We start from the raw sequence: 3,769 nt of genomic DNA, 5'->3' as shown, positions 1-3,769 counted from the left end.
GACAGCTCCACCAACGGTCTGATCGCCTTCTACCGCAACTGCAACGCAAGATCGAAGGCCGTCTGAAAATAAAATGCCCGTAAGACAAGCATATCTGCCTGTCTTACGGGCATTTCAAAACCTAATCGGCGGTAAGAATGAACCGTTAAAGCACCGCACTTTTAGACAAAAGTAGCTAGATTTTGATATAAAAAAAGGCTAAATCGATAATGACTTAGCCTTTTTCATCAGACTTGATTAGTTGTTTGTTGTTAATGCGCCTAAATCTTTATCAACTAAGAACAAACCTTTACCATCTTCACCAAGAAGATTTAATTTATCCAAAATTCCACTGAATAATTTTTCTTCTTCATGTTGTTCAGCCACATACCATTGTAAGAAGTTAAAGGCAGAGTAGTCTTTCTCTTCAAAAGTTCTACCAACTAATTCATTGATTTTAGAGGTAATTAACTTTTCATGTTCATAAGTTAATTCAAGTACTTGTTTCAATGATGAAAATTGATGAGGTGGTTCATCAATTTGTGTGATGATAGCCAATGCGCCGGTCTCATTTAAATAAGTGAAGAGTTTACGCATATGCTGCATTTCCTCAGCCGCATGCTCTGATAAAAATTTTGCAGCTCCTTCGAAACCTTGTTGTTCGCACCAGGCGCTCATTTGTAAATATAAGTTAGAAGAATAAAACTCTAAATTCATTTGATCATTTAATAGTTTAATCACGCTATTTGATAACATTTTATTTCTCCTATTCTTATAAAGTTTTTAATTCACGATCAATGTAGTAGAGCGCTGTACCACTTTCACCAAGAAGTTTGAATTTATCAACAATACTGTTAAATAATTTTTCTTCTTCATGCTGTTCAGCTACATACCATTGTAAGAAGTTAAAAGTAGAGTAATCCTTTTCTGCAAAAGTACTCTCAACTAACTCATTAATTTTAGATGTCACTAGTTTTTCGTGTTCAAGTGTTGTTTCAAAAACTTCTTTTAATGAAGCGTAATCGTGTTTAGGGGCGTCAATTTTACCTAACAAAGGCATTCCACTGGTTTCGCTCACATAAGTAAACAACTTTTGCATATGTTCCAATTCTTCATCGGCATGACGAAGTAAAAATGCTGCAGCGCCTTCATAACCATGTTTATGGCACCATGCACTCATTTGCAAATAGACATTTGATGAATACAACTCGAGATTAATTTGTTCGTTTAATTTTGCTGTAATTGACTTACTTAGCATAACTAACTCCTTTTCTTAATGCGGTTAATAGATGTATCACAATACAAAATTTGTATTTGCGGATGAATTTTACTCATTTTATTGAGAATAGTCAATTTTATTTTATCAATTTTTATTGTAACCCATTAATTTAAAAGGATTTTATAAATAAATGATTCTCATTTGGTTCCATTTAATGAAATGAGTTATCAATATCGCCTTTGCCTAAATTCTCTAGAGAAATGATGAGGTGTTGGAAGGAGAATCGTAGATTTCCAAAGTTTTTTGCTCTCACTTATCAACTCCAAAATACTGGATAAATAGAAAACATGAAAATTCAATGTTTTTTATAGAATTACGCATCAAAGCGATATAGTTTCAAAGTAGGTTATCCTTAATATTTGAATGTGACAATTACCATTTATTATTTAACATAATATACATATTGTTGAAAAATCTACTGGTTAACTTCAATCAGGGAAAGCATGAAGAAGTTAGGAAGTTGGTTGGAAAGTTGATTAGGGTAGATTTTATTCAAATGAAAGACTAGGCTATGAAATCAAAATTTGTGTATAAGTTACTGGTAATTTCAAAGTACCTGTACATTTTAATTTGTATATCAATACCAATCGTTTTTATTTATGAAAGCTACCAAGGAGATAATGTTGATTTTATGATTTATATTCATGCTTTTATTATTTTTTCCATATTGGGTGTATTGACTCAATATTCTACATCTAATTTTTTTGAAAAGGAAAAATAACATGATTGAACTATCCATTGAGGATCTGGAACTAATTTATGGAGAAGGCTTAGGAGAGAGAATCCTTCAAGGAGGAGCAAATGGTGCATAAATAGGAGGATCAATTGGTGCAGGTATTGGTCTGGGTGTCGGTATAGCTTTTGGCAGTATTCCTGCCGGACCAGCTATTATGGTCGGTGGCACAATTGGTGCTGCTGTTGGTGCTGCAACTGGTATGGGTGTTGCAGCATATGAGTATTACCAAGAAACTCAGCCTAAAGGGACAGTAACGGTCGGTCCGATTTCTGCTTTTGCTGTGGACAAATCAGGAAACGGCTACACTGACGGCACAAATTACCACTGATATTTCTCATCGTTCAAACGATCTCTAGGGGTCGTCTGAAACTTTCTTAACTTCAATTTTATAAATACACCCAAGCAACCCTTCTTCCGTCCTGAAGTCTCCGTTGCCCGCCAAACCAGTTGTTCCAACAAAAGGCCGTCTGAAACTTAATTTGTCAAAGTTTCAGACGGCCTTTATTCAATAAAGATAGCAGAAGCTCATTCGCCATATTCCCCATCTTTGCTACAATATCCCTTTTCTTTTTTATTGATTCCACTATGACAACCGCACCCCAACCCAGCACTATGCAGCGAATTTTCTCGCGCAGTATGCTGATTTGTATCTTTACAGGCTTCACTTCGGGGCTGCCGCTTTATTTTCTGATCAACCTGATTCCGGCATGGTTGCGCAGCGAACATGTCGATTTGAAAACCATCGGCCTGATGGCACTTATCGGGCTGCCTTTCACTTGGAAATTTATCTGGTCTCCCGTCATTGATTTGGTCAGATTACCTTTTTTAGGACGGCGACGCGGTTGGATGCTGGTTACGCAAATTGGTTTGCTGCTGACCTTGCTCATTTACGCCTTCCTAAATCCTGCTCAGCATTTATATGTAATTATGGGCTTATCGTTGGTGGTCGCCTTTTTCTCTGCCAGCCAAGATATTGTATTGGATGCATTTCGACGCGAAATTTTGTCAGATGAAGAATTAGGCTTGGGCAATTCTATCCACGTCAATGCCTACCGTATCGCCGCTTTGGTACCCGGCTCGCTCAGCTTGATTCTGGCCGACTTAATGCCTTGGCACAACGTATTCATCATTACTGCACTGTTTATGCTGCCCGGTCTGCTGATGACCCTGTTTTTAGCCAAAGAGCCTGATATTCCCCCAACTGTGCCTCGTACATTTGCCCAAACAGTCTCTGACCCTTTCAGTGAGTTCTTCTCACGCAAAGGAATCAAACAGGCCATATTGGTATTGCTGTTTATCTTTCTCTACAAACTGGGCGACAGTATGGCAACGTCTCTGGCAACGCCGTTTTATCTGGACATGGGCTTCAGCAAAACCGACATCGGCCTCATTGCCAAAAATGCCGGTTTATGGCCTGCTGTCATTGCCGGTATTGTAGGCGGTATTTGGATGATAAAGCTCGGCATCAATAGAGCTTTGTGGATTTTCGGCGTGGCGCAATGGGTTACTATTCTAGGCTTTGCTTGGCTGGCAAATTTTGGCAAGTTTGAAACCATCACACTGACAGAGCAAATGATGCTTGCGGCCGTGATTGGTGCAGAAGCAGCTGGTGTTGGTTTAGGTACAGCAGCATTTGTTGCCTATATGGCTCGTGAAACCAATCCAGTATTTACGGCCACTCAATTAGCCCTCTTCACCAGCCTTTCCGCTGTACCGCGTACATTTATCAATGCTTCGGCAGGTTATCTGATTGAAGCGATGGGTTACTTTAATTT

4 protein-coding genes are annotated in these 3,769 nt (G+C 38.6%); 2 read left to right on the top strand and 2 right to left on the bottom strand.

Going from position 1 to position 3,769, the window contains the following annotated elements:
* Positions 1 to 237: 237 nt before the first annotated feature.
* Entirely contained in the window at positions 238 to 735 is a 498-nt protein-coding gene (ftnA, locus tag ACTHUT_RS15345) for a non-heme ferritin (protein ID WP_003686798.1), read from the bottom strand.
* Between the two features lie 16 nt (positions 736 to 751).
* Positions 752 to 1,237, bottom strand: coding sequence for a non-heme ferritin (gene ftnA, locus ACTHUT_RS15340; protein WP_003686837.1), 486 nt, complete (start codon positions 1,235 to 1,237; stop codon positions 752 to 754).
* A 911-nt stretch (positions 1,238 to 2,148) separates the two neighbouring features.
* Here ftnA (ACTHUT_RS15340) and ACTHUT_RS15335 point away from each other — a divergent pair.
* Entirely contained in the window at positions 2,149 to 2,322 is a 174-nt protein-coding gene (locus ACTHUT_RS15335) for a hypothetical protein (protein ID WP_224783520.1), read from the top strand.
* Positions 2,323 to 2,579: 257 nt separating this feature from the next.
* Positions 2,580 to 3,769, top strand: a 1,190-nt coding sequence (locus ACTHUT_RS15330; protein WP_440418990.1) for an AmpG family muropeptide MFS transporter, incomplete at its 3' end; no start/stop codon positions are given.

This window comes from Neisseria sp. P0022.S010 (genome assembly GCF_051956635.1).
The sequence above is the reverse complement of the archived record's forward strand: the minus strand, read 5'-3'. Positions and strand labels throughout refer to the sequence as shown.

Bases quoted from the DNA above. Each gene is read 5' to 3' on its own strand.
- ftnA (WP_003686798.1), bottom strand. From the start codon at position 735: ATGTTATCAAATAGCGTGATTAAACTATTAAATGATCAAATGAATTTA.
- ftnA (WP_003686837.1), bottom strand. From the start codon at position 1,237: ATGCTAAGTAAGTCAATTACAGCAAAATTAAACGAACAAATTAATCTC.
- ACTHUT_RS15335 (WP_224783520.1), top strand. From the start codon at position 2,149: ATGGTCGGTGGCACAATTGGTGCTGCTGTTGGTGCTGCAACTGGTATG.